The organism is Amycolatopsis sp. QT-25, from assembly GCF_029369745.1.
In the GTDB taxonomy this organism is placed as follows: domain Bacteria; phylum Actinomycetota; class Actinomycetes; order Mycobacteriales; family Pseudonocardiaceae; genus Amycolatopsis.
Window position 1 is genome coordinate 4,973,270 of record NZ_CP120210.1, and the last position, 24,838, is coordinate 4,998,107.

At 71.0% G+C, this 24,838-nt stretch carries 16 protein-coding genes, 2 tRNA genes and 1 pseudogene; 7 read left to right on the top strand and 12 right to left on the bottom strand.

Going from position 1 to position 24,838, the window contains the following annotated elements:
* Positions 1–168 precede the first annotated feature (168 nt).
* From P3102_RS22995 to P3102_RS23010, 4 genes are all read right to left on the bottom strand, one after another.
* Positions 169–1,152 carry a TerC/Alx family metal homeostasis membrane protein gene (locus P3102_RS22995; RefSeq protein WP_276361661.1) on the bottom strand — a complete coding sequence of 328 codons (984 nt, stop codon included), beginning with the start codon at positions 1,150–1,152 and terminating at the stop codon, positions 169–171.
* A gap of 393 nt (positions 1,153–1,545) precedes the next feature.
* Positions 1,546–2,796 carry a glycosyltransferase gene (locus P3102_RS23000; RefSeq protein ID WP_276361662.1) on the bottom strand — a complete coding sequence of 417 codons (1,251 nt, stop codon included), beginning with the start codon at positions 2,794–2,796 and terminating at the stop codon, positions 1,546–1,548.
* Positions 2,793–3,626: an SDR family NAD(P)-dependent oxidoreductase gene (locus P3102_RS23005; RefSeq protein WP_276361664.1), complete on the bottom strand. Its 834-nt coding sequence runs from the start codon at positions 3,624–3,626 to the stop codon at positions 2,793–2,795. Before P3102_RS23005 ends, P3102_RS23000 begins: the two co-directional genes overlap by 4 nt.
* Positions 3,623–4,669, bottom strand: coding sequence for an alpha/beta hydrolase family protein (locus tag P3102_RS23010; RefSeq protein WP_276361665.1), 1,047 nt, complete (start codon positions 4,667–4,669; stop codon positions 3,623–3,625). Before P3102_RS23010 ends, P3102_RS23005 begins: the two co-directional genes overlap by 4 nt.
* 448 nt (positions 4,670–5,117) lie before the next feature.
* Between P3102_RS23010 and P3102_RS23015 the strand changes: the two genes are divergently transcribed.
* From P3102_RS23015 to P3102_RS23030, 4 genes are all read left to right on the top strand, one after another.
* A complete protein-coding gene (locus tag P3102_RS23015; RefSeq protein WP_276361667.1) occupies positions 5,118–5,786 on the top strand; it encodes a hypothetical protein in 669 nt (222 codons plus the stop codon).
* 149 nt (positions 5,787–5,935) lie between these two features.
* On the top strand, positions 5,936–7,678 hold the full coding sequence (locus tag P3102_RS23020; protein ID WP_276361669.1) for a fatty acyl-AMP ligase: 1,743 nt from the start codon (positions 5,936–5,938) through the stop codon (positions 7,676–7,678).
* Positions 7,675–11,877, top strand: coding sequence for a beta-ketoacyl synthase N-terminal-like domain-containing protein (locus P3102_RS23025; protein ID WP_276361670.1), 4,203 nt, complete (start codon positions 7,675–7,677; stop codon positions 11,875–11,877). Before P3102_RS23020 ends, P3102_RS23025 begins: the two co-directional genes overlap by 4 nt.
* Positions 11,874–13,364, top strand: coding sequence for an MFS transporter (locus P3102_RS23030; RefSeq protein ID WP_276361672.1), 1,491 nt, complete (start codon positions 11,874–11,876; stop codon positions 13,362–13,364). Before P3102_RS23025 ends, P3102_RS23030 begins: the two co-directional genes overlap by 4 nt.
* A gap of 77 nt (positions 13,365–13,441) precedes the next feature.
* Here the strand turns inward: P3102_RS23030 and P3102_RS23035 are convergent.
* The 7 genes and pseudogenes from P3102_RS23035 to P3102_RS23065 form a co-directional block, all read right to left on the bottom strand.
* Positions 13,442–13,513 (bottom strand) — tRNA-Val (locus P3102_RS23035).
* Positions 13,514–13,548: 35 nt separating this feature from the next.
* Positions 13,549–13,623: transfer RNA gene (locus P3102_RS23040), tRNA-Val, on the bottom strand.
* 90 nt (positions 13,624–13,713) lie between these two features.
* Positions 13,714–15,555: a serine/threonine-protein kinase gene (locus P3102_RS23045; RefSeq protein ID WP_276361673.1), complete on the bottom strand. Its 1,842-nt coding sequence runs from the start codon at positions 15,553–15,555 to the stop codon at positions 13,714–13,716.
* Between the two features lie 9 nt (positions 15,556–15,564).
* Positions 15,565–17,448 carry a serine/threonine-protein kinase gene (locus P3102_RS23050; protein WP_276361675.1) on the bottom strand — a complete coding sequence of 628 codons (1,884 nt, stop codon included), beginning with the start codon at positions 17,446–17,448 and terminating at the stop codon, positions 15,565–15,567.
* A gap of 46 nt (positions 17,449–17,494) precedes the next feature.
* Positions 17,495–17,722, bottom strand: a pseudogene (locus tag P3102_RS23055) (cation-transporting P-type ATPase); the annotation flags it as partial.
* A gap of 169 nt (positions 17,723–17,891) precedes the next feature.
* The gene (locus P3102_RS23060) at positions 17,892–19,007 is read right to left on the bottom strand and encodes a DUF6801 domain-containing protein (protein WP_276361677.1); all 1,116 of its coding nucleotides are present in this window, start codon (positions 19,005–19,007) and stop codon (positions 17,892–17,894) included.
* A gap of 73 nt (positions 19,008–19,080) precedes the next feature.
* Positions 19,081–20,322, bottom strand: a complete 1,242-nt coding sequence (locus P3102_RS23065) for a DUF6801 domain-containing protein (RefSeq protein WP_276361678.1) — start codon at positions 20,320–20,322, stop codon at positions 19,081–19,083.
* A gap of 487 nt (positions 20,323–20,809) precedes the next feature.
* On the opposite strand from P3102_RS23065, the gene P3102_RS23070 reads away from it, so the two are divergent.
* The 3 genes from P3102_RS23070 to P3102_RS23080 all read left to right on the top strand — a co-directional run bounded on the left by P3102_RS23070 (position 20,810) and on the right by P3102_RS23080 (position 23,458).
* Positions 20,810–21,382, top strand: coding sequence for a hypothetical protein (locus P3102_RS23070; protein ID WP_276361679.1), 573 nt, complete (start codon positions 20,810–20,812; stop codon positions 21,380–21,382).
* 302 nt (positions 21,383–21,684) lie between these two features.
* Positions 21,685–22,899 (top strand): lipase family protein, encoded by a 1,215-nt coding sequence (locus tag P3102_RS23075; protein ID WP_276361680.1) that lies wholly within the window; start codon positions 21,685–21,687, stop codon positions 22,897–22,899.
* A gap of 7 nt (positions 22,900–22,906) precedes the next feature.
* Complete coding sequence (locus P3102_RS23080; protein ID WP_276361682.1) at positions 22,907–23,458, top strand: GtrA family protein; 552 nt, start codon at positions 22,907–22,909, stop codon at positions 23,456–23,458.
* Here P3102_RS23080 and P3102_RS23085 read toward each other — a convergent pair.
* A complete protein-coding gene (locus P3102_RS23085; RefSeq protein ID WP_276361683.1) occupies positions 23,398–24,594 on the bottom strand; it encodes a PucR family transcriptional regulator in 1,197 nt (398 codons plus the stop codon). The genes P3102_RS23080 and P3102_RS23085 overlap by 61 nt on opposite strands.
* Between the last annotated feature and the right edge of the window lie 244 nt (positions 24,595–24,838).

The window sequence follows — 24,838 nt, forward strand, 5'->3', positions numbered from 1 at the left end:
CTGTCCGCGACGGGCAAGGGCTGCCGCCCGGCGAGCGCGTCACTCCGGTTCCCCTGACCCTCAGCGCGGTGGCCGCATCGCCGCGAAGACCAGCAGCAACGCGGCGAAGAAGAGGGCGGCGACCGCCACGTCGAGCAGAAGGCCGACGACGAGTCCGGTGATCATCGCTCACTCCTGCGCCGTCCGGGTGGCTTCGCGACGCCGTGCGTACACGCTGGTGAACGAGACCGTGACGAGGACGGCGACGATCACGCCCAGCGAGACCGGGGTCGGGACCTGCGGCACGGCAGGCCAGATCCCGTGTGCCCAGTGCAGGACCAGCTTCACCCCGATGAAGGCGAGGATGATCGCGAGGCCGTGGTTCAGGTGGACCAGCTTCGCGAGCGCGGAATGGAGCACGAAGTACAGGGCGCGCAGCCCCATCAGGGCGAAGGCGTTGGTGGCGAACACGAGGTACGGGTCTTCGGTGATGCCGTAGACGGCGGGCACCGAGTCGACCGCGAACACCACGTCGGTGGCGAAGACCGCGACGACCACGACAGCCAGCGGGGTGAGCGCGCGGCGCCCGTGCTCACGCACGGTCAGGCGGGTGCCGCGGTAGTCGTCGGTGACCGGCATCAGCCTGCGCAGCAACCGGACCGACCGCAGCTGCGAGAGATCCTTTTCGCTCGGGCCGTCGGACATCGCCTCGCGCAGGATCTTGATCGCCGAGACCAGCAGGATCACGCCGAAAACCAGGAACGCCCAGGTGCCGGCCGACAGCATCGCGGCACCGGCCGCGATGAACACGCCGCGGAGCACCAGCGCGCCCACGATGCCGTACAGCAGCACACGTTGCTGTACGGCAGGCGGGACCGCGAAGGCGGCGAGCAGGAGCATGAAGACGAACAGGTTGTCCACCGACAAGGACTTCTCGACGACGAACCCCGTCATGAACTCGAGCGCCTGACCGCCACCGAATTCGAGCCAGAGCCAGAGCCCGAACACGACCGGGAGCGCGAGGTAGAAGACCGACCAGCCGGCGGCCTCCCGTATCGACACCTCGTGCGGGCGACGAGTGACGGCGAAGTCGGCGACGAGCAGCCCCAGCAGGACGGCGATGCTGATCGCCCACAACCCCGGCGATCCCACGGTTGCCACGGACTCGGGCATGAAGCCTCCTCGAAGTCCGAGGTCTCCTTCACCCGATGGGCGGCCTCCCGGGGACACAGCGGAGTGTCCGTATTGACCGGGCAGACTCTTGGGAAGTACTCCCCTCGCCGGTCCAGTATCGCACTTGGTAAAGAGTTGTTAAAGACCGGGTCAAGCGGAGCACTTCCGCAGCACGCCACGCGCCGCGTCGACGGACAGGGTCATCCCACGGAAATTCGGCCGGCCACCAGGTCGCCCGCCGCGGCGGGCTCCTACACGGAACACACGTGTCTCCAGGCGTAACTCGCGTGCTTGGCGGCGTAACTCGCGTGATTCGGGGCGTAAGACTCGCGCGATCCGGCCTCGCGTGAGTTACGCCGTCAAGCACGCGAGTCACGGGTCTGGACACGCGAGTTACGCCTTCCGGCGCAGAAGGGGGGAACCTTCCCGCAGCACCTCCCGGGCTCGCGCCACCCCGTCCTCCTCGCGCAACCGGGCGGCGACGTACTGCGCGCCGCGGCGGAACAGGAGGTTGCCGGACAGTTCCAGCAGCCGCGCGGTCAAGGAGTCCTCGGTGAGTTCCCGTAGCGGGAGCGGAATCGGCCCGGCGCCGAGCCGGGAAACCCGGCCGCCCCAGTAGGGCTGGTCGGAGAAGACCGGGCAGACCAGCGACGGGACGCCCGCGCGCAACGCCGCCGCGGTCGTACCCGCTCCGCCGTGATGGACGACCGCCGCGGTGCGCGGGAAGAGCCACGCGTGCGGTACGTCCCCGACCGTCAGCAGATCGTCGTCTTCGGCCACGAGGTCGGTGCCGAGCAGGCCGCGCAGCCCCACGCGGCGCAACGCCGCGCGGACGGCGGCGAACGTCCGTTCCGCCTCCGACGGCCGCATGCTGCCGAAACCGACGTACACCGGAGGCGGCCCGGAGGCGAGGAAGTTCCGCAAACGCGGGTCCGGGCGCCACTCGGCCGGGGTTTCGAGGAACCAGTACCCGGTGACGTGGACCCTGGCGGGCCAGTCCTTCGGCCGGGGCACCACGGCGTCGGAGAATCCGCACAGCACCGGGGTTTCCCTCCGCCGGGGCCCGCGTACGCCCGCCCTGGACAGGCCGAGTGAGCGCTCCCGCCACCGGTCCACCTCGGGGCGCAGCACCTGCCACGCGACGGCATCGACGGCACGGAAGCTCAGCTGACGACCACAAGGCCCGGTCCTTGCGGCCCACGGCAGCAGCGGATGCGCGAACGCCCGTGTCGGCACGCTGGGCTGATAGTGCAGTTCGACGTCGGGAACGCCGAGCGAGGCGCCCAGATGCGCGCCGAGGAAGCCCAGTGTCGGGGCGAGTACGAGGTCCGCCCCCTCCGCTCCTCGGTGGACGTCGGCCAGCAGGCGCTCCAGCACCGGGGCCAGCGCACCCCGTAGTCCGCGCAGGAAGGTCGCGGGATCGCGGCCGCCCTCGGTCCATTCGCGTCCCCCGGCCGAACCGAGGACCTCACCGGGATCGGCCGAGAGCGGCGCGAAGTCCAGGCCGTGCCCGGTCACCAGCGTCCGGAACCGCTCGGCCGCCAGCACCCGGACCCGATCACCGTCGAGACCACGTCCCAAGGCGATACACGGCTGGACGTCGCCCCGCGAACCGGGAGCGACGATCACGACGAGCCGGGTCACCGCTTCGCCGCCGTCAACCGGTAGCGCAGGCGGAACGGCAGGTTCGCCAACGCCGCCGCGACATGCGCGTCGCGGCCGACCAGGTAGCGCGGCGCGGGACGGCGAGCGGTGAGCGCGTGGACCACGACCCGCGCCGCCCGCTCGGGCGGCACACCGTTCCGGGCGGACCGTTCCGCGCTGCGTTCGGCTTCTTCCAGCTGCGCGCCATACCTTTCCCGCGCCGCCTCCGGCAGGGCGGCGCGTATCGCCTCGGCGGCCGCGCGAGCGCGTGGCCAGATCGAGGTGGCGACCGCGCCGGGCTCGACGAGGACGACGCCGATCCCGGAGGGGGCCAATTCGGCGCGCAGGCTGTCGGTCAAGCCGACCAGGGCGAACTTCGACGTGTGATACGGCCCGACCATCGGCCCGGCGATCCGCCCGCCCATCGATCCGACGGTCACCACCCTGGCGGCGGACGCGGCGCGCAGTGCGGGCAGCATCGCCTGCGTGACGGCGAGCTGACCGGTGACGTTGACCTCCAGCTGCTGCCGGAAATCCTCGAGCGGGACGTGTTCCAGCGGTCCGGGCCGGGCCATCCCGGCGTTGTTCACCAGTCCTCGCAGCGGTCCCGCCGCCGCGACCTTCTCGCCGCAGGCCGCGATCGACGCCGCGTCCCGCAGATCCATTCGCAGCACGGTGACCGCTTCGCCGTACGTGCCGTCGAGTTCCGTTTCGTCCGCGTCGGTGCGCACACTGGCCCAGACGTGGGCGCCTCTCCGGACGAGTTCGGTCACGCAGGCCCGGCCGATCCCGCTCGACGCCCCGGTGACCACGAAGGACGGACGAGTCATGACGCCTCCCCCGCCTTCACCGGCGCCGAGAGCGCGCTCAGCATCCGCGGCCAGGTCTTGTGCAGCTGGTCCTGCCAGTACGCCCAGTGATGCGTGCCCGGCCCGTAGAAATCCGTCTCGACCGGGACGCCGAGACGGTTCAGCCGGGCCGCCATCGCGGTGGTCTGGCCGGCACAGAGGAATTCGAGCAGCATCGCGCCGGGCAGTACGTCGACCGGGAGCTTTCCGTCGTACGGTCCGGGCAGGCCGTTGCCCGTCGACAGGTACAACTCGGTGCCGCGCAGGCGATCCGCGTTCACCAGCGGATCGTGCGCGTCCCAGCGGGACGCCTGGCGCCGCCGGTCGCCCCAGAGCGCTTCGGGATCCTGCCGGGCCGAGGCGACGATCGCGCTGGTCAGCAGCTCGCCGTACGGGCCGGTGGGGTTGAGGTTGCCGCTGAACGACCCGGCGAAGCGGAACACCCCCGGTCTCCGGGCGGCCAGTTCCACCGCGCCGTACCCGCCGAGGGAGAGCCCTGCCGCGACCCGCCGCCCGTCTCCGCGATAGCCGCGGTCGATCAGTTGCGGGATCTCGACCGCGGTGAACGTCTCCCACTGGTTGAGCACGACGTCCTTGCCGTAATTCCACCAGTCGGAAAAGAACCCCGCGGAACCGGAACCCGGCATCACCACCAGCGCGCCGGAGTCGTCGGCGAGTTCCCGGATGTCGGTGTTGGCCGTCCAGCCGCGATAGTCCTGCAGCCGCGTCTCCCCGGCGAGCAGGTACACGGCGGGCCACTCGCGGTCCGGTTCGGCGGCCCACCGCGACGGCAGGATCAGCCGGACCATCGCGTAACTCCCCACGCCGACCGAGCGCACGGTGAGATCCAGCATTCGCGGGTCACCGTCCACTGTGGTCTGGGCGACGACGTGCGAGCCGTCGTCGGCGCGGACGTCCGGGACCCCGCTCTCGGCCCGCGCCGGGGCCGCGACCAGCCACGGCAGCAAACACGCCACGGCCGCCAGCGACGCGACGGTCCGCGGCCGCCTCGAAGTAATGCGCATAGGTCAATCCTTTGTCCCGGTCGTTCGATCGAATCCGAAAATGTGACGGCGATTACTCGGAAAAGAAATCCGGTGGTGCGGCCACATTAAGCGGACGACCCCCTTGCGGGCAATTGTCCTGCCCACAATCCGGGAGGACAATATGAATGCCAGGGAAACAAGAAATGCGCCCACCTCCCCCATCAGGGTGACCCCACCACTCACGGACAGTGAGCGACTGTGGCACGGCGGTACCAAATTGGCTCGAACACCAGCGAAACTCTTGGAAGTCGCAGGTCACCGCCTGTACACGAAGGACATTTACGTTCTCTTGACGCCTTCCGGTATTCGATTTCCCGTCGTAGCCTTCGTCCTGCCGCCCCGGTCGGCGTCCACTGACGTGACCCGGCGCCTGCGTCCCACCGAAGGGACCACGACTCCATCAGGAACCCTTCCGAAAGGGCTATTCATGGCTGCCCGAATTCGCGCGCTCGTCGTCGCCACCGCCGCAGTGGTGACCATTTCCGGAGCACCGGGAGAATCGACACCGGCGGCCGCGGCGCCGCCTGCCCCCGCCGTTCCGCCCGCCGCCCTCCTTCCGCCGGAAACCGTCCCGCACGCGTCCGGGCGCGACGGCTTCGACCTCCGCGCGGCACTATCCACTTCGGACACGGGAAATCGGCGGCAGAGCCGGGTCGACGTCGACGGCTGTGCGGACGTCGTCCACGGCAGGCTGGTCGGCACCGACGCCACCGGCCGGGGTTTTCAGTCCGCCGTGCCCGGCGGGCAGGTCTCCGAACTCGTCGCGCGCACGACGAACCCACCGGATCTGACGGCATGGGCCGCTCAGGCCGGGCGGTGTTCGAAGGTGACGGTCGACGACGCGGCCGGAACCGCGGTGTCGGCCGTCACCGTCCACCCCGCTCCCGTCGTTCCGGGCGCCGGAACCCTTTCCTATCAGCAGCTCCTGACGCTCCCCGGACAGCCCCCCGAGCTGCCGGGACTGCGTCTGCGCACCGTCGCCATCGCCGCCGACGACGTACTGGTCGTGCTTCGGGACGCCGGGACCACCGGCCTCGATCTCGACGCCCTCGCCGTCGCCGCCTGGCGGCACGCCGCCGGACCACTCGGCCGCTGAAATCCCCGCACCCCGAGCCCGCCTGCCGAAGGCCCCGCTATCGCGGTGGCAGGGCGCCTTTGGCCGCCACCGTGACGTAGCCGGCCGAACAGCGCCCTGCCGACGTCGATCGCGTCCGCGGGTTCACCACCAGACACTGAGGAGACGTCATGTCCCTGGCCCCCGAAAACCTGCCCGAACCGGCCGGCCCCACCCTCCCCGCCTGCCTCCGGCAGTGGGCGGGCACCGAGGGCGACCGGCCCGCGGTGACCTTCACCGACTTCGCGACCGATCGCGCCGGGCGGCGACGGACCCTGACCTGGAAGCAGCTCCAGGAGCGCGTCGACGCCGTCGCGGGAGCGCTGCCCGTCCGGCCCGGTGACCGGGTGGCGGTGCTGTGCCCGCAGAGCGCCGAGTACGTCGTCGCGTTCCTCGGCGCGATCGCCGCGGGCGCGATCGCCGTTCCGCTGTTCGACCCCGGGCTGCCCGGGCACGCCGGACGGCTCGCCGCGGTGCTGACCGACTGCTCCCCCACCGCGGTGATCACCACCAGCGCCGCCGAGGACTCGGTCCGCGAGTTCCTGGCCGGACTGCCCGGCGGCGACCGGGTCACCGTCGTCGCGGCCGACAAGCCCGTCGCGGGCCCGGTCCGCGCCTGGCCCGCCCCGTCCCCGGCGCCGGACGACGTGGCGTACCTGCAGTACACCTCCGGTTCCACTCGCAGCCCGGCGGGAGTGGTGCTCACCCACGCCAACGTGCTGGCCAACGTCAGCCAGGCGGTGCACGGGCTCGGCATGGACCCGGCGGGGACCACGGTGTCGTGGCTGCCGCTGTTCCACGACATGGGTCTCGTGCTCGGCCTGATCACGCCGCTGGCGTTGGGCATGCGTTCGGTGCTGATGGATCCGCTGGCCTTCATCGAGCGCCCGGTGCGCTGGCTGGAGTTGCTCGGCGACCACAACGGGAGCTGGAGCGCCGCCCCGAACTTCGCGTTCCACTACGCCGCGAGCCGCGTGCGCGAGGAAGACCGCGCCAAGCTCCGCCTCGACCGGGTCGCCGCCATCGTCAACGGCGCGGAACCGATCAATCCCGACGTCCTCGACCGGTTTCACGCCGCCTTCGCCGGCTCCGGTTACCGGCCGGAGAAGACGCGTCCCGCGTACGGGCTGGCCGAGGCGACGGTCTTCGTCACCACCGGCCCCGCGACTCCGCCGCGGGTCACCACGTTCGACCGCGCCGCCCTGGGCGCGGGGACGGCGCGACAGGCGGACACCGGTCTCCGGCTGGTCGCCTGCGGCGTCCCGGTGGGGCAGCGGGTCGCGCTGGTCGACCCGGATACCGGGGTCGCGCTGGACGACGGCTCGGTCGGCGAAATCTGGGTCCACGGGCCCAACGTCGGCACGGGCTACTGGCAGAAGCCGTTGGAGAGCACCGAAACCTTCGGGGCCCGGCTGACCGGTGACCACGGTGGACTGCCTGCCGGACCGTGGCTGCGCACCGGCGACCTCGGCGTCCGGTACGACGGCGAGGTCTACATCGCGGGCCGGATCAAGGACCTGCTCATCGTCGACGGCCGCAACCACTACCCGCAGGACGTCGAAGCGACGGCGGCCTCGGCCGATCGCGACATCCGTCCCGGCAGTGTCGCCGCGTTCGCCGTCGAAGGCACCGACACCGAAGCCGCGGTCGTCGTCGCCGAACACCGCGGCCACAGCGCACTGACCCCCGAGGACGAGCGGGCGCTCGCCGTGGTGATCCGGCGGCTCGTCTCCGACGCGCACGGCCTCGCGCTGCGCGACGTCGTGCTCGTCCCCGCGGGACTGGTCCCGCGGACCTCCAGCGGCAAGATCGCGCGCGCCGCCTGCCGCGACCGTTACCTCGCAGGCGACTACGGAAAGGCCTTGGTGCGATGAGAAACCCCTCGCTCGACACCCCCACACTGCGCCGCTGGCTGCTGGACACCGTCGCCGAACACCTCGGCGTCGACCCGGCCCGGCTCGAAGCCGATCGTCCGCTCAGCGACTACGGCCTGTCCTCCCGTCAGGCCGTCGGTATCGCCGGCGATCTCGAAAACCTGCTCGGCACCCCGCTCCCGGCGACCCTGCTGTGGGAAAGCCCGACCCTCGACCACCTGGCCCGCTCCCTGACCGGTGGTGCCGAACCGGAACCGGAACCTTCGGGCACGGACCGACGCCGGACCGACCCGATCGCCGTCGTCGGCCTCGGCTGCCGTTGGCCGGGGGCGGACGGCCTCGACGAGTTCTGGGACCTGCTACGCAGCGGACGGGACGCCGTCCGGACCGCGCCGCCGGGCCGCTGGAGCGCCGACGCGGCGCCGATCGTCGGCGGCTTCCTGGACGACGTGGCCGGGTTCGACGCCGAGCACTTCGGCATCACCCCGCGTGAAGCGGCCACGATGGACCCGCAACAACGGATGCTGCTGGAGGTCGCCTGGGCGGCGCTGGAACACGCCGGGATCGCCCCGGCCTCCCTGCGCGGCAGCCGGACCGGCGTGTTCACCGGGATCTCCACCCACGACTACGGGCACCTCACGATGGCGGGCGGCGGAGTCGACCTGTGGACGGCGACCGGTGCCGCCGGCAGCATCTCCGCCAACCGGCTCTCCTACGTCTACGACCTGCGCGGGCCGAGTATGGCGGTGGACACCGCCTGTTCCTCGTCGCTGGTCGCGGTGCACCACGCGGTGCGCGCGCTGCGCGACGGCGAGGCGGAGCTGGCGTTGGCGGGCGGGGTGAACCTCATGCTGCTGCCCGGGCCGACGGCCGCGTTCGCCGCCGCCGGACTGCTCGCCGGGGACGGCCGGTGCAAGACCTTCGCCGCGGGCGCCGACGGCATCGCGCGTGCCGAAGGCTGCGGCGTCGTCGTGCTCAAGCGGCTGGCGGACGCCGAGTACGACGGCGACCGGGTGCTGGCGGTGATCCGCTCGACCGCGGTCAACTCCGACGGCCGGTCCCAGGGCATGGCGGCGCCGAACCCCGTCGCGCAGCAGGACATGCTGCGCACGGCGTACCACGGCGCCCGGCTCGACCCGTCCACTGTGGACTACGTCGAGGCGCACGGGACCGGGACGCTGCTGGGTGACCCGATCGAGGCACGCTCCCTCGGCGCCGTTCTCGGCAAGGACCGCCCGGCCGACGCCCCGCTGCTGATCGGTTCGGTGAAGACGAACATCGCGCACGCGGAGGCGGCGGCGGGGATCGCGGGGCTGATCAAGGTCGTGCTCGCGATGACCCACGGCGAGCTGCCGCCCCAGCTGCACTTCACCGCTCCCAACCCGCACATCCCGTTCGACGACCTGCGCCTGAAGGTGGTGACCGAACCGACGCCGTGGCCACGCCGGTCCGGCCGCGCCACGGCGGGCGTGTCGGCGTTCGGGTTCGGCGGGACCAACGCGCACGTCGTCCTCGAGCAGGCTCCCGCCGCGGAACCGGCCCCGGACCGCGAGGACGTCCGGATCGGGCTGCTGTCCGCCCGCACCCGCGACCGGCTGACCGAACGCGCGACCCAGCTGGCGAACTGGCTGGAGTCCCCGGCCGCGTCGTCGCTTTCCCTCGCCGACGTGACCCACACGCTGTTCCGGCGCGACAACGGCGGACCGCATCGCGCCGCCGTCGTCGCCGGGGACACCGCCGAGCTCGCGGTACTGCTGCGCGCCGTCGGCACCGGCGCCGATCCGCTGCCCGCCGGCGCCGCCGCCGGCACCACGCGGAGCGGTGACGGCCCGGTGTTCGTGTTCTCCGGTCACGGCTCCCAGTGGGCGGGGATGGGACGCGGGCTGCTGGCCGCCGAGCCCGCCTTCGCCGCCCAGGTCGACAAGCTCCACGACCTGTTCACCGAGCACACCGGCCGATCACTGCGCGCCCTGCTCACCAGCACCGAATCCCTGTCCCTGCCCGGAACCCAGGCCGCCATCTTCGGCACGCAGATCGCGCTGGCCGCCCAGTGGGAGGCGCTCGGGGTCCGGCCCGCGGCCGTCGTCGGGCACTCGCTCGGCTCCGCGGCGGCCGCCGTGGTGAGCGGCGTGCTCACCCCCGACGAGGCCGTCCACCTGGTCGCGACCCGCGCCCGGCTCCTGGGCACCGTCGGGCCGGGAGGGGCGATGGCAGCGGTGGAACTGGCGCCGGAGGAACTCGAGCTGTACCCGGACATCGAACTCGCCGTCGAATCGGCGCCGGGCCGGCTGACCGTCGCCGGGGACGCGACCGTGCTCAAGCTGCTCGTCGCGGAACTCGAAGCCGCCGGGCAGACGGCGCGGCTGCTGCCGGTGGAGGTCGCCGGGCACTCCGCCCGCGTCGACCCCATTCTGCCCGCGCTCCGGGAAGCGCTCGACGAACTGGGGGGCCGCCGTCCGGCGGTGCCTTGGTACGACACGGTTCTCGCCGATCCACGGGAGCTGCCGGACTTCGACGCCGGGTACTGGGCCGCGCATCTGCGCCGTCCGGTGCGGTTCCGGCAGGCCGTGGCGGCCGCCGCCGCGGACGGGCACCGCGTCTTCCTCGAGGTGTCGCCGCATCCGATCCTGCGGGGATCGGTGGCGAGGACGCTGGAAGCCGAGGGGATCCACGACGCCGTCGTCACCGGAACGCTGCGCCGGGGCCAGGACGAGGTCCGCGCGCTGGGCGCCGCGGCGGCCGAACTGTACTGCGCGGGTACCCGGATCACCCCCGCCGATCCGGACGACGGCGCCCGCCTGGTCGACGTCCCGCCGATGCCGTGGCGGCACGAACGGCACTGGTACACCGACGCCGAGGAAGCGCCTTCGTTCGCGGCCCGTACGCCGGAGCCCGAACCCGTGCGGAGCGGCGGAGGTGACCGGCTGACCGAGATCGTCGCCGCCGTCATGGGGCTGCGGCCCGACCGGATCGACGCCGACGTCCCGCTGGTGGAACTCGGACTGGACTCCTTGATGGCGAACCGGATCCGGGAGGCCGTCCGCCGGGAGTTCGGCACCGAACCCGACGCCGTCAGCGTGCTCCGCGGTGCCACCCTCGCCGATCTCGGCCGCGATCTCACGCCACGCGAGGACGAAGAACCGCTCGCTGCCCGCGGGCGGGCCTGGGACGCGGCCGACCGCCTGGTCCTGCGCCTGTGGCAGGAGCACACCGGGACCGACGCGGGCGGCACGCAGGTCCGGCTGACCGAGACCGGCACCCCGGACCGGCTGGCCGAACTGCTCGCCGAGGGGCTCAGCGCCGAACTCGACACGCCTGTCGACGCCGCCGAACTCCGGCGGCACGACTCCCTCGCGGCCATCGCCGAGGTCGCTCGCGCCGTTCTCGACACGAGGGAGGAGCGGGGACCGGTGCACGTGCTCGCCGCCGGTGAAACCGGGGTCGCGCCGCTGCTGCTGTTCCACCCCGGCGGCAGCACCTGCACCGTGTACCGGCCGCTGCTGGACCGGCTGCCCACGTCAGTGCCGTGCGTCGGGTTCGAACGCGTTCCCGGTGTCGGCATCGAGGAGCGCGTCGAACAGCTCCTGCCGCTGGTCAGGGAACAGGGTCGCGGCCGGCCGTACCGGCTGGCGGGCTGGTCGTTCGGTGGCGCGCTGGCCTACGGCGTGGCCTCGCGCCTCGCCGAGGAAGGCGAAGAGGTCGAATTCGTCGCGCTGATCGACACCATGCTCCCGCTGCCGGAACCGGATCTCGATCCGCGCGCGTCGTCCGCCCGGCGGTTCCTGCGGTTCACCGGCTACGTCGAAGGGACCTACGGCCGCGAAGTGCGACTCGGGCACGAGGAACTGGCACCGCTGCCCGAGGAGGAACAGATCGAGCTGACCATGCGGCGGGTCGCCGAAGCGGGCCTGCTCAGCCCCGGCGTGCTCCGGCACCAGCGGCAGTCCTTTTTGGACACACTGGCGGCCGAACGCGGCACTCCCCGCCGTTACGACGGCCGTGTCGTGCTCTACCGGGCGACCGAGCAGTACGCGGCCGGACTGGCGATGGAACCGCGGTACTCGCGCACGGATCTCGCGGCGGGCTGGGCGGAACTGTGCCCAGGGCTGGAGATCGTGCCGGTCGAGGCGCATCACCTGTCGGTGGTCGACCCGCCCCACGTCGACGTCGTCGCGAGGCATTTGACGGGGCTTCTGTGACCACGGCCCGGGCCGAGCGAGCGGTCATCCGCGCCTGGCCGCTGCTGGCGGTACTCGGCGCCGGGCTCTTCCTCGTCGCGGTGGACGCGACCGTGCTGCACGTCGCGTTGCCCGACCTCGTCCGGCAGTTGCGGCCCGGCGCGGCGGCGCAGGTGTGGATCGTGGCGATCTACCCGCTGACCGCCGCGCCGCTGCTGCTGCCGTTCGGCACCCTCGGCGACCGGTACGGGCGACGGCGTGTGCTGGTCTCCGGGTACGTCGTGTTCGGTGTCGCGTCGCTCGGCTGCGCGTTCGCGCCGAACGTCCCGGTCCTGCTGGGTTTCCGCGCCCTGCTCGGCTGTGGCGGCGCGATGATCATGCCGGTGACGATGTCGCTGCTCCGCGAGCTTTTCCCGGAGCAGCGGCATCGCCGCACGGCGATCGCGGTGTGCAGCGGGATCGCGGGCACCGGGTCGGTGTTCGGGCCGATCCTCGGCGGGGTGCTCGTCGAGGCATGGGGCTGGCGGGCCACGTTCCTGCTGAACCCGCCGGTGATCCTGGCGGCGGTGGTACTGGCGCTGCGGTGGCTCCCCCGTAATCCGCCGGGCCGGCGGCCGTGGGACGCGCTCGGCGCCGCCCTCGCGGCGGGCGGTGTCCTGGGGATCGCGTTCGCCGCCGGGCAGCCCGGTTCCTGGATGACGGCCGCCGTTTCGGGGGTGACCGGCAGTGTCCTCATCGGACTGTTCCTGCGCCGCCAGCGCCGGACCGATCCGCCGCTGCTGGACCTCACCCTGTTCCGTCTGCCGGGAGTGCGAGCCGCGGTGGGCGGGGTGCTGCTGGTGATGAGCACACTGGTCGGCCTTGGCCTGCTGTTCGCCCAGTACCTCCAGGTGGTGCTCGGCCTCTCGCCCACGGCGGCGGCGTCCCGGCTGCTCCTGGTGCTGGGTGCTTCGGCCGTCGGCAGTGTCGTGGCCCCTTCGCTGCTGGGACGGTTCGGCAACGCGCGGGTCCGCACGGCCGGGTTCGCGGTGACGGCGGTGTCGTTGCTGGTCCCGGCGGCGGGTCCGGCCGCGCTGACCTCACCGGTGCTGCTCGCTGCCGGAATGACGGGACTGGGGCTGGGTATGGCGCTCGCACTCACTTCGAGCACCGACACCCTCCTCTCGGCGACCTCGGAAGACCAAGCGGGCGGCGCCGCCGCGGTGGAGAAGACGGGCTACGAACTCGGCGCCGGTTTCGGGACGACGGTGTTCGGCTCCCTGGCGGCCGCGGTGTACGCGGGGCACTTGTCCGTTCCGGCCGGGCTACCCGAACCGGCGCGGCTGCTCGCCTTGTCGGGACCCGCTCAAGCCGAAGCGGCTGCCTCGGGTCTTGAGCCGCGTTTGGCCGGTGAAGTGCTGGAAGCCGCGAAAGCCGCCTGCACCACAGGACTACAGGTGTCGGCGGCCGTCGCTGGTGGACTGTTTCTGGTGGCCGTTCTCGTCAGCGCGGGCGTGCCTCGTCGGTGAACCCCCCGCTCGGCACCGATGTTCTACGCCCGTAACGCGAAAGGGCCCACCCTGACCGGGTGGGCCCTTCACTGCGGTGGGCGATACTGGGATCGAACCAGTGACCTCTTCGGTGTGAACGAAGCGCTCTCCCCCTGAGCTAATCGCCCGCGGTACGAACTCCGGTTCACCGGGGAAGTGAACCTGGTGCGCGATACTGGGATTGAACCAGTGACCTCTTCCGTGTCAGGGAAGCGCTCTCCCGCTGAGCTAAACGCGCGTGGTGAAGTCGTTCGTACCGGAGTCAGTTTAGCGGACCCGTTTCCGGGTTCGCACAGGGGTTCCCCATCGCGATCGACACCCGGCCGGCTCAGGGTTTCGGCAGCTTGGCGGCGACCGAGACCGCGACCTCCTTCGCCCGATCGCAGGCGCGTCCGTCCTCGCGCGCGAGCAGCCGGACGGCGACGTGTTCGGCCTCGCGGTCCGACAGCGGACGATGCTGCCACGTCACGGCACAGTTCGAGCCACCGAACTCCCTGAGGTCGCCGGTGACTCCGCTGCCGAGATCCACCGGCGAACCCTCGGGTGCGTACGAACCCCGCTGGAATTCGACGGTCAGCGTGTCGCCGCCGCCCTCCCACTGGCAGATCCGCAACGTCCGCGGGGCCGCCTGCCCGCCTGCCACGTTCTTGGCGAGCACCGCCGGATCGGCGGCCGCGCACGGGTCGAGCGGAAGGATGCTCGCCGGGTCGCCGTCACGGTCGACCTCGTGGGTGCGCAGCCGGGTGAGGGCGGCGGCGAGCATGTCGTCGGCGGCCTTGCAGGGATCTCCGTTCCGGCCAGGATGGGAGACGACGACACCGAGCCGCCGGTCCGCCGGCAGCTGCGCGACCGAATCACAGCCACCGCTGATCGTGCTGCGCAGCAACGGAAGTCCTTCGGCGGTGCGTCCGGTCCGCTCGAGGCTGCCGGCGGACACGCCTTCGCCGAGCCGCAGCTCGAAGTCGACGCCCTTGAGGCCGGTGTACTTGCAGCGGGCCGGAAAGGTCAGGACCGTGTCCGGTTTCACGGTGCCGAACTCCGGCACGAACCGGCCGGCGAGCACCTTGCACGGGTCCACCAGCCGCAGGCGTTCCGGGCCGAGCGCGTCGGTCGCCGACAGCGAAGTCGTTCCGGGGTTCTCCGGCTTGGCGTAGTCGGCGATGGCGAGACCGAGCGCGACCATCCCCGACACCACGAGCAGGACGACCGCGGCGAGCGCGCCGAACAGGATCTTCTTCGTCTTCGGTGCCATCTTCTTCGGCGGTGGCCGCCAGATCGGCAGCGGCAGTGCCAGCACGGAGCGCACCTCGGCGTCCTGCCGCTGGATCCGGACGTGCACGGCGGGTGGCCAGGGCGCCGCGCCGGGCGGGACCGGGCCGAGGAAGTCCAGGATCTGTTCCGGTGTCGGCCGTCGCGCCGGATCCTTGGCCAGACAGGGTTCGGCGAGCCGCCGGATCTCCTCCGGAACCACGCTGAAATCCGCCGTGCCGTGAACGACGTTATACAGCGTCTGGGGTGCGGTCGGGCCGGTGAACGGGCCGCGTCCGGTCGACGCCATGATCAGGATCGCGCCGAGGGAGAACACGTCGCTCGCACCGGTGACCTGTCCGCTGCCCGCCTGCTCCGGTGACATGAAGGCGGGCGAACCGATGATCGCGCCCGTCCCGGTGAGCTCCTGTGCGTCCTCCGCCACCCGCGCGATGCCGAAGTCGATCACCCTGGGCCCGTCATTCGTCAGGATGATGTTACCGGGCTTGAGGTCCCGGTGGATCAACCCGACGCGGTGGATCTCCGTCAACGCCGCGGCGAGGCCGGACGCCAGCAGCCGGACCGACTCGGCGGGCAGTGGGCCGGCGGCGTCCACGGCCTCCTTCAGCGACGGACCGGTGACGAAGACCGAGGCGAGCCACGGGGTTTCCGCTTCCGCGTCGGCGTCCATGACGGCCGCGGTGTACGCGCCGGAAACCAGCCGCGACGTGGCGACCTCGCGCCGGAACCGCTCACGGAAGCGCGGATCGTGCGCGAACCGGGCGTGCAGCTGTTTGACCGCGACGAGCCTGCCGTCCGGGGCCAGGCCGAGTACGACGCGCCCCATGCCGCCTTCACCGATCTCGGCGATGATCCGGTACGGGCCGATCTGCCGGGGTTCCCCGGGGTTCAACGGTTTCACTGGTCAGCCCTAGGGTTTCGGAAGTTTCGGCAGCAGCGCCCCGGCGAATCCCTTCGCCTTCTCGCAGGCTTCGTCGGCCGACATCTTGGTACCACTGGTCCCGACGGTCAGCTCGACGTTCTCCCCGTCGCGCTCACTGACGGATCGGTGTTGCCAGGTCAGCGAGCAGAGGGAACGGGCGACGCCGTCGTCCTTCTTCGCCAGGTATACCTTGGCTCCGCCGAGATCCAGGGTGGCGGTCTCGGTGTAGTACGAATCCTTCGGTTGCACCGGCGGATACGCCCGTACGAAGCTCACCCGGACACTGCCCGCCGCGTCGTACCGGCATTGGTGCAGATGTTCGCGGAACGTTTCGACGACCGGGCCGATCAGCCGGTCCGTGGTCGCGGGGCCGAGCAGCGCGCACGGGTCCAGCGGAGCCAGTGTGCCCGCCGGAAGCGCGCGCTCGTGGCCTCCGGCGCGGATCCGCTCGACCGCGTCGGTGAGCGCGGCCTTCACCACCGAACACGCCTCGTCCTTCGTGGACATCGAATCGACGCGGGCGGCGAGTTTGGTGTTCGGCAGGCCACTGACCGGGACGGCGACCGCGCACGCGTCGCCGGAGCCCTTGATGCGCAGCGGAAGCCCTTCCAGGTCACCGCCGGCTTGGCCGTCGACCAGGTCGCCGCCGATACCCAGCTCCAGCCATTCGCCCGTGGGCGAGGAATACGTGCACGAGTCGAAATGGATGTCGATCTCCGTGCTCAGCTTGCCGAACCCGGGCACCTCCCGGCCCGCGAGCACCTTGCACAGGTCGACTCGGCGCAGGCTGTCCGGGCCGAGCGGATCCTGGTTGACCGGGGTGGCGATCGGTTCGTCCGGCTGCAGTGACGAACTCGGCGCGATGGCGGCCGGGGGCGCGTCTTCCCCGGACAGCGAAACCGCCGCGACGGCGCCACCGGCCAGCAGCACCACGGTGGCCGCGGCCAGTCCCGCGTACAGACCGCGCCGGGATCGCTTCGGCGGAGGCGGGTTCAGCAGCCGCCGGATCTCCGCCTGCTGGGTCTCGATGAGCTGCGACACCATCGGCGGCCACGGGCTGGTCATCGGCGGGATCGGGCCGAGCCGCTCCAGCACCCAGGCCGGGGACGGCCGGGCCGCCGGGTCCTTCGCCAGGCACGGCTCGACGATCTGCCGCAGCTCCGGCGCCAGACACCGCAGATCGGGCTGGACGTGCACGACGTTGTACAGGGTGTGCGGAGTGGACGTGCCGGTGAAGGGGCTCCTCCCGGTCGCGGCCATCACCAGCAGCGCGCCGAAGGAGAACATGTCGCCGGCCGCGGTCAGCGGCTTGCCCTCGGCCTGCTCCGGCGACATGAACCCGGGCGAGCCGATGACAGCGCCGGTGTGGGTGAGGTCGGAGTCGCCCTCGACGGCGCGGGCGATCCCGAAGTCGATCACGCGGGGGCCGTCACCGGCGAGGATGACGTTGCTCGGTTTCAGGTCCCGGTGGATCAGCCCGGCGCGGTGGATGTCGCCCAGCGCCAGCGCGAGCCCCGCGGCGAGCTGCCGCAGCGCCATCGGCGGCAGTGGCCCGCCCACGGAGACCGCCTCGGACAGGGCAGGCCCTGGCACGAACACCGACGCCAGCCACGGTGTCGGCGCGTGCGGATCGGCGTCCATGACCGGGGCGGTGTACGCGCCGGACACGAGCCGGGAGGTCTCGACCTCCCGGCGGAACCGCTCGCGGAAGCCGGGGTCGTGCGCGAAACCCGGGTGGACCTGCTTGATCGCGACCAAGCGCCCATCGGAGGAGACCCCGAGCAGCACCCGGCCCATCCCGCCCTCACCGAGCGCGGCGAACACCCGGTAACGTCCCACGCCGGTGGGTTCGCCGGTGTTCAACGGCTTCACGAAGGCCCCCTTGTCCGGGGCGATGGTACAAAACCACCCGGAAGTGTCACGCAGCGCGTCGGTCCGCACGGCCGCGGTCCTCGAGCCGGCGGCTGTGGGACACGACGAGCACGGAAGACAGCGGCATCGTGGCTCCGGCGATCAGCGGGTTCGGCAGGCCGAGTGCGGCCGGCGGGATCGCGGCGACGTGGTAGCCGAACGCCCGGACCAGGTTGCCCCGGATGATCCGCGGTGTCCGGTCGGCGAGCCGGATGGCGTCGGGGACCACGCGCACGGCGGCTTCGTGACTGGATGGACGACACGCGGCGGTCACGCGATACCGCCAGCCATCACCGCGGCGCGCGAAGGCTCCTTCCCCGGTACATGAGGGCCCCCTTGCTTGCGCCTAGGTACAGGAAGGGGGCCTTCATGTACCTCGACACGACCCGCACGAGCGCGGGGAGCTAGCGCGGGGTCAGCGTGAGCTCGAAGGTGTTCCCGTCGCCCTGGACGAGCGAGCTCACGTACGGCGTGAACGCGCCGCAGCCGGTCAGCGGTGCCAGTGAATAGGTTCCGGTGAGCGTGCCGCCCGCCGCCATGGTGAAGCCGTCGCCGGTGCGCAGTTCCGCCGTCGACGGGGCCGATGTCCGGCACCCCGCCCCGCTGCTGACCGGCATGCCGACGAGCGTGACGAGCGGGAAAACGGCGGTGAACCGGGAACGCGCGACGAAACCGGTCCCGGTGAGATCGCCGCCCTGCGGTCCGTCGGCGACGAACTCCAGATCCGCCGAACCCGGCAGGAAGCCGAACAGCCGGAAGTCGGCGTGCGCCTTGTCGAACACCGGGCCGCCGCTGAACACCGTGGCCGCGGTGGGGTTCAGGTCGAACGAGCCGGTCAGCGGCGCGGCGGCACCGAGTGCTTTGAGGCCGGTCTTTCCGGCGACCGTGTACCGGTGCCCCGCGGGCTTGCCGCCGAGTTCGAACGAGAGCAGCACCGGGTCCTGGCCGGGGTCGAGCGCGCAGTCCGAGGTGAACGAGCCGATCCCGGTGAACGAGCCGTCGGCCTTCTTCGGGGTGAGGCGGGTGGTGAAGTCGCCGATGGTCAGGGTGGTCTTGCCCGGTTTCGCCAGCGTGATCGTGGGCACGGAACCCGTCGCCACCGTGTCGAACACGCCGGACGGCGGGAGGTCGGTCTTGGCGACGTTCAGCGGGAGGCGCACCGGGAGCGGGTTCGCGTCACCGTTGACCAGCGTCACGCCCGCGGCCGCGGTGCCCTCGATGGTGGCGGCGCCGACGAGGTTCAGCCCGCGCGCGGCCTTGTCCGGCACGGTCACGGTGATGGTGAGCCCGGAGGTGGTGAGCGTGCCGCCGGGCACCGTCGGGACCTCGAAGTCGGCTTTGATGTTCACGTCGAGCTTCTGCAGCCCGATCAGCGGGAACGGACAGGTGAACGACAGTTTCTTGGCCACGGGGGTGCCCGCCGCCGCGCTCCGGGCGGCGACGAACAGCAGGCTGCCGGCGGTGAGCAGGACGATGAGGCCCGCCGCGAGGAGCATCCGGACGTTGATGCGAAGGGGCATGGTCGCCTTCCTGGACGGCACAGAAACGGCACCGGTCCCCGTCACGGAACGCGACGGGGACCGGCTGCCTGACTTACTTCTTGGTGAGGTTCAGATCGAGCGTGTTGCCGTCGCTCTTGGCGAACATGCTGATGATGTCGTTGAACGAACCACAGTTCTGCAGGGCCGACAGCGAGTAGGTACCGGTGAGCTTCCCGCCCTTGAGCAGGTCGAAGTCCGCACCGGTGGTCATTTCGCTGGTGGACGGGCTGACCGTGCCGCACTTCGGGTCGCTGCTGAGAGGGATCCCGAAGATCTGCACGCTCGGCAGGAACACGTTGAACTTGATGTGCGCCTTGAACCCGGTGCCGACGAGCTCACCGGACTGCTTGCCGACCTGCTCGACCTTGACCTCGGAACGTCCGTCGACGAACCCGAACAGCTTGAACTGGGTCGACGTCGGTTCGAGCTTCAGGTCACCGGTGAACGTCTTCGACGCGAGGTCCACGTCCGCGTCGAAACCACCGTTGATGGCCGCCGTGCTGCCGAGCGACTTCAGCGCGGTCTGTCCCTTGATGTTGAACGCGTACTTGATCCCGCCGCCACCGGGCGTGGTGGTGGTCGGGGTCGTCGGCGTGGTCGGCGTCGTGGGGGTGGTGGGAGTGGTCGGGGTGGTGGGCGTGGTCGGGGTGGTGGGCGTGGTCGTGCCGCCACCGCCGTCACCGATCTTGATCGTGGCCAGGGTGTTGTTCTGGCCGGGATCCTGCTTGCACGGCGCGTCGATCGTGCCGTCCGGCGTGATGCCGGTGACCGAACCGTCGGCCTTGCGCGGGGTGACCTTCAACCGCAGGTCGCCCACGGTGATCTTCGCTTCGCCGGGCTGGTTGAAGGTCAGCGAAGGCGTCTTGCCCACCGCGTTGACCGTCATCTCGCCCGAGGTGGGGATGTTCTGCTTGGCGATGTCGTTCGGGACGCTGACCGGGAGGTTGAGCCCCGGCGCCGCCACGGTCGCCGCCGCGATGGCCTGTCCTTCCAGCGTGGTCGCACCGATCAGGTTGAGCCCGCTGACCGTGTCCGCGTTGATCGTGGAGACGGCCTTGATGTCGAACGTGCCGGTCGGCTGACCGGTCTTGACCGACAGCGGAAGATCGGTGTTGATCACCACCTTCAGCGACTGTGACCCCACGAGCGGCAGGTCGCAGTGGTAGTTCAGGGGCAGCGAGATCGGATCGGCGACACTGGACTGCGCCCCGACCACGAGTACCGCGGTGGCAAGCCCCACGGCCCCGGCAGCGGCGGCGGCGACCGCCTTCTTGGTTCCTCTACGGTGACTCACGATCGTCCTTCCGTGGTATCAACGATGATACGAAACGGCGTACAATTCCCCAGAGCAATTAATATCGGCCCGAGGAAATTCTCCGGGTAGCGACGATGTCTGACGGATCGCAACCGAACAGTAAACTAACGACGCGGGAGTACTGCTATCAAGTGGTTCACGGGAAAAGTTGACGCGTCGCCGGTAAATTGTCACGCTGGCACGGTACCTCCGGCCGGTTCCTAGTAACGGCACATGGGTTTTCCCAGCACAGAGCCGCAGCACGCCTTCCGATGAACCGCTGACGAGAGTGACAATCGTGCGGCGGGAAACTATCTCGCGCGTGCCAACCATCCTTTCTCGGCCGCCGCCCGCCTTGCCTGCCGGAATCTTTCGTGAGTAACCTCGCTTTTCAGCAAGCCGGTCACCGCCGACCTTCGCGGAATCCCGCTCGTCGTGCCACGGCCGGCCCTCTTTCGCCGATTTCGACGGGGAAACCATGAAAAGAATGCGCCGCACGGCAGCGCGAATCGCGTTCGCCACCGTCTCCGCGACCGCCACGGCGGTCCTGCTGAGCGCCTGCGGGTCCGACAAGCCCGCCGACACCGGCAGGCACGCCGACCCGGCCGCGCTCGCCTGGGTGGACAAGGTGTGCTCCGGAGTCGCCACCGGCTCGGCGAAGCTGACCCAGCCGCCGGCGTTCGACCCCAACAACCCCCAAGGTGCGAAGAGTGCCATGGTGGGCTTCCTGAATTCGCTCACGGTGGCGCTCGACGACATGGCGGGCGGGATTCGCAACGCCGGGGTGCCGCCGGTCCCGGATGGACAGTCCGCGGTGGACAAGGCCACCACCACACTCGACGAGACCAAGTCGAAGGTGTCCGCCACCCTGGCGAAGATGCAGGACGCGAAGGTCACCGACCAGGCAAGCCTGCAGAAGGTGGTCGCCGACGCCGACGGTTCGATGAGCGGGTTGAGCGAGCCGGAAGGCCCGATCAAGCATCTGCGCGCCAACCCGGAACTGGATCTCGCCTTCGCCGAGTCCCCGACCTGCCGCCAGGTCTACGGCGGCAGCGCCTGAGTGAGCCACTTTCGGGACACCTGATGTCACGGTCGGCCAGTTCGTGGCAGGAGCGGGTTCGCGGTACCGGACGTTTCGCGTGCCTAGACGACTGTCGCTCGCGGCCGGATTCCGCGCGCGATCACGCGAGTTCGCCGTCTGGACACCCGTGATCGCCGTCCAGACACGCGTGCCGTCCACGAACACGTGACCCCCGGCAGCGCCTCGCGTGGCCACGAGTTCGCCGACACCGACACCGACGCCCCGAAAGTGGCCTTCGCGACACTCCACCCCACCAGCCCATCCGCTCTGGAGGCCCGGCCGTGCCGACCCCGTTCCCCCGCCCGTCCCGCCGGATACTCGCCGCCGCGCTGGCGATCGTCCTGTCCGCCGGTCTCTTGACCGTGCTGAGCGGGAGCCCGGCGAGTTCCGCCGTCGCGGCGCCGTCCGACGACTCGTTCTACACCCCGCCGTCCCCGCTCCCGGCGGGCAAGCCGGGCGACATCATCCGCTCGCGGATCTCGAAAGCCGGTCCGCGCAAGGATTCCGTCGACGCGTGGCAGGTCATGTACCTGTCGACGGACGCCCTCGGGCGGCCGGACGCGGTGACCGGGACCGTGCTGGTGCCGAAGAACGTCGACCCGGCGAAGGCGCCGATCGTCTCGTTCGCCGCCGGTACGCACGGTCCGGCGTTCGACTGCACGCCGTCGAAGATGATCGACATCGGCGCGTTCTACGAGCAGTCGGGCCTCGACGACGCGCTCGACGCCGGGTACGCCGTCGCGCTCACCGACTACGAGGGCTACCGCCGGGATCCGAAGACGACGTACGTGGTCGGACGTTCGGAGGGACCGGCGGTCATCGACGCGGTCCGGGCCGCGCAACGTCTGCCGGAGGCGAAACTGTCCACCGACGCCAAGGTGCTCTTCCGCGGGTACTCCCAGGGCGGCGGGGCGGCGGCCTGGGCCGGTGAACTGCAACCGGCCTACGCACCGGAGATGAACCTCGTCGGCGTCGCCGCCGGCGGGGTGCCCGCCGACCTCGTGCAGGTCACCCTGCAGCTCGACGGGAAGTCCGGCTTCGGCGTCTTCGCCTATGCCTTGGTCGGCCTGGACAACGCCTATCCCGAACTGAAGCTGGACTCGTTCCTCAGCGACAACGGTCGCGTGAAGCTGGCGGAAATGCAGAAGAGCGCTTGCACGTTCGAACTGCTCACCACCTACGCGAACCAGAAGATCGCCGACTACACGACCAGCGCCGGCTACGTGCGGCCGGAATGGGTGAAGCGGCTCAACGAGAACAAGCTCGGCGGCACACCGCCGAAGGTTCCGGTGCTCCTGTACCACGCCACCCAGGACCAGCTCGTGCAGTTCGCCCAGGCCGACGCGTTGCACAAGACCTACTGCACCGCCGGGGTCAAGACGACCTGGAAGACCTTCGACACCGACCACATCACGGCGGTCTACACCGGCAACGCCGACGTGCTCGCCTTCCTCGAAGATCGGGTCGCGGGCGTCCCGGCGACGTCGAACTGCTGAGCCCATCGTGCTCAGAACCGCGCCTTCGTCCTTTGTAGACGGTGTGGCCACCGGCGGTGCGCGGACCGGGAAGCGGCGTGAGCTGCTCCGGTTCGCCACCGTCGGCCTCGCCGCGTTCGGCCTCACCCTCGGCGTCAACTACGGGCTGAAACTGACCGTCCTGCAGGAGAAACCGGTCACGGCGCTGGCCATCGCCACCGTCATGGCGACGGCGTTCGCGTACCTGCTCTCCCGGCGCTGGTCGTTTCCCACCCGCGGCGGCAGGCGGCGGCTCCCCGAGGCGGCGTTGTTCTTCGTGGTCAACGCCATCGCCGTGACCATCACCCTGTGCCCGCCACTGATCTCGCGCTACGTCCTGCGGCTCGAAGCCTCCGAAATCGGCTTCCTCGCCCAGGAGATCGCCGACTTCGTCAGCGGCATGCTGCTCGGCACCGCGGCGGGTTCGGCGTTCCGCTGGTGGGGCTACCGTCGCTGGGTGTTCCCCGTCGCCGACGCCCGTCAGGCTTCGGCGGGCCGCAGCCGTTCGGCGCGCAGCGCCAGCTCGATCCGCAGCCGCTGATCCGGATCGTCCAGCCGTTCGCCGAACAACTCCGTGAGCCGCCGCAGCCGGGCCCGCACCGTCTGCGGGTGCACGGCGAGCTGCCGGGCGATCTCTGGCGCGCTCCCCCGCGTCTGCACCTGCGTGAGCAGGGTCGCCGACAGCTCGTCGTGCTGGCGCGGTGCCAGCCCCGACAAGGGCTCCAGCGCCTCGACGGCCAGCCGGTCGAGCAGGAACTCGTCGGCGAGCAACAGCAGGGTGGTGAGGTGCTCCTCGCACCACAGCACCGGCCCGACCGCGGTGAGCATCCCCCGCTGGGCCAGTTCGGACGCGCGGCGCGCGATCCGGAACGATTCGGCGGCCTTCGTCGTCGGGACGGCCACCCCGACCGTCGCCGACCAGCCGGAAGGCAGTTCCCGCAGGCCGCCGAGGTCGGCTTCGGGACACGCGACGAGTGCGCCGGGCGCGTCGGAGACGAGGTCCACGGGAATCGCCGAGGGCAGCAAGCCGGCGGGGAACGCGGGCGCGCCGGGCGCCGCGGTGAAGACGACGGCGGTGATCCGGTCCGGGATCCGCCAGCCGATGGCGACGGCGAGCGCGCCGGCGTCGGCCTGGCTGTATCCGGCACCACCGGTCAGCAGCCGGAACAACCGCGCCCGCTGCTCCGCCGGACCCGTCGCCTCGGCTCGGGCGGCGTTGTACCCGTCGGTCAGCGCCATCGTCACCTCGACGACGTCGCCGAACAGGCACTCCGCCGCGCCGTAGAGCACGTCGCCCGGCAGCCGGAGCCGTCGACCCGCCGCGGCGATCGAACGCCACAGCACCCGGCTCGAGACCCTGAACGCCGCCTGCGCGGCCTCACGGCTGAGTCCCTGGTGGAACGCCATCCGGCCCTGCGTGCGGAAATCCGCCAGCAGGTCGTCCTGCAGCAGTTCGGGAACGCCGATCCGGTCTATCGCGCGTTCGATACCGCGCCTGGCCAGCTCGACGGCGGCGGCACGGGCCTCACTGTCGCCGAACACTTCGGCACATTCACCGATCTCGGACACCACGGCTTCGACGCACTGCCGGGCGATCGCCGGGATCCGCGGGCGGACGGCGTCGCCGAGTTCCCTCGGCAGGCTTGCCCACAAGGCGCCGACGGGCTGCCAGCTCACGTGCGTGTTCCCCCGTTGTGCAGTAGGTGCGGTAAGTGCAGTAGGCCGACGATTCCGGGCACCCATTCCCTTTCGTCCGCGCGCCACCGGCGCACTCGAATGCTCGGAGCGTAGAACCGTCGCCACATCCGTGTCAAAAGCCGCCCATCGGCGACTTTTCGTCGTCCATTCCACGTCACATTCGCGGTACACGCCGTCGGCCGATCCAGTAGAAACACTGCGGCACCCGTTCCCGTCGATCCGA

What these genes read in the sequence shown, in the direction of transcription:
- P3102_RS23015 (WP_276361667.1), top strand. Translation starts at nt 5,118, where the DNA reads ATGGCTGCCCGAATTCGCGCGCTCGTCGTCGCCACCGCCGCAGTGGTG.
- P3102_RS23060 (WP_276361677.1), bottom strand. Translation starts at nt 19,007, where the DNA reads ATGCCCCTTCGCATCAACGTCCGGATGCTCCTCGCGGCGGGCCTCATC.
- P3102_RS23025 (WP_276361670.1), top strand. Translation starts at nt 7,675, where the DNA reads ATGAGAAACCCCTCGCTCGACACCCCCACACTGCGCCGCTGGCTGCTG.
- P3102_RS22995 (WP_276361661.1), bottom strand. Translation starts at nt 1,152, where the DNA reads ATGCCCGAGTCCGTGGCAACCGTGGGATCGCCGGGGTTGTGGGCGATC.
- P3102_RS23005 (WP_276361664.1), bottom strand. Translation starts at nt 3,626, where the DNA reads ATGACTCGTCCGTCCTTCGTGGTCACCGGGGCGTCGAGCGGGATCGGC.
- P3102_RS23010 (WP_276361665.1), bottom strand. Translation starts at nt 4,669, where the DNA reads ATGCGCATTACTTCGAGGCGGCCGCGGACCGTCGCGTCGCTGGCGGCC.
- P3102_RS23020 (WP_276361669.1), top strand. Translation starts at nt 5,936, where the DNA reads ATGTCCCTGGCCCCCGAAAACCTGCCCGAACCGGCCGGCCCCACCCTC.
- P3102_RS23070 (WP_276361679.1), top strand. Translation starts at nt 20,810, where the DNA reads ATGCGCCGCACGGCAGCGCGAATCGCGTTCGCCACCGTCTCCGCGACC.